The sequence below is a fragment of the Pseudonocardia lacus genome, assembly GCF_018531445.1.
In the GTDB taxonomy this organism is placed as follows: domain Bacteria; phylum Actinomycetota; class Actinomycetes; order Mycobacteriales; family Pseudonocardiaceae; genus Pseudonocardia; species Pseudonocardia lacus.
Map to the genome: position 1 here is coordinate 1 of NZ_JAHDTH010000480.1, position 998 is coordinate 998.

Here is a 998-nt window from a genome sequence, read left to right on the forward strand (position 1 = left end):
GGTGCCGCCGCCCGCGCCGATCGCGCTGCCGCCGGTGCCGGTCCCGGTGCCGAGCCCGCCGATGCCGGTGCCCGAGCCGCCGTCGCCGAACAGGTCGAACAGGCCGCCGCCGCTGTCGCCGCCGAAGCCGAGCCCGTCGCCGCCGCTGCCCTGGCCGGCGCCGGAGCCGGCGTCGTTGGTGCCGCCGTTGGACTGGGCGGTGCCGCCGTTCCCGCCCGCGCCGTTGGCGATGACCTGGGGGTTGCTGGCCGCGGCCCCGCTGTTGCCGCCGGCACCGCCGGCGCCGCCCGCCGCGTTCTGCTGGTTCTGGTTGAGCACGTCCGGGTCCTGGATGAAGGTGAAGCTGGGCCCGTAGCTGCTGGTCATGTCGTGGTCCTGTTCTCGCGCGGAGGAGTGGTCGGGGGGCGGGTCAGAGCGGGAGGTCGATGTTCAGGTCGCCGTCGAGGTCGAGGTCGTTCAGCACGTCCTCGACGTCGACGTCGACCAGGTCGTTGTCGATGTCCCCGCCGATGTCGGTGGACGAGTCGGTGTTGCCGACGTCCTCGAGGTCGATGTCGAAGTCCTCGGACAGGTCGTTGAAGGAGTTCGAGATCGTCTCGGAGTTGTCCGAGTAGTCGTTGCCGACGTTGTTCAGGACCTGCGTGACGCTCTCGTCGGTGTTGAACGAGTCCGAGATCGTGGTGGTCTCGGCGCTGTTCCCGACGTTGGTCTGCGGGCCGTTGGCGACGTTGGAGTTGTTGATGATGCCGCCGGAGTTGTCGACGCCGTCGTTGTCCTGGTTGAACGCGTCCTCGACGTCGGCGCCCTTGAGGTCGAAGCCGTCGTCGTCGGTGAACGAGTCGGTGAAGCTCAGGTCCGCCGAGGTGCTGACGGCCTGGTCGGCGGAGTTGGTGCCGCCGGCCCCGCCCGCGCCGCCCGCGCCACCGGCGCCGCTGGTCGCGGTGCTGGTCACGCCGGCCGTGGCGCCGGAGCCGCCGTTGCCCGCGGTGGCGGTGCCG

Annotated in this window: 1 protein-coding gene and 1 pseudogene; both read right to left on the bottom strand. The window is 71.4% G+C overall.

Translation table 11 applies throughout. The features are described 5' to 3' along the window. Positions 1-366, bottom strand: a pseudogene (locus tag KIK08_RS39210) (hypothetical protein); the annotation flags it as partial. A 43-nt stretch (positions 367-409) separates the two neighbouring features. Further along, positions 410-998, bottom strand: a 589-nt coding sequence (locus KIK08_RS39215; protein ID WP_214408360.1) for a hypothetical protein, incomplete at its 5' end; no start/stop codon positions are given.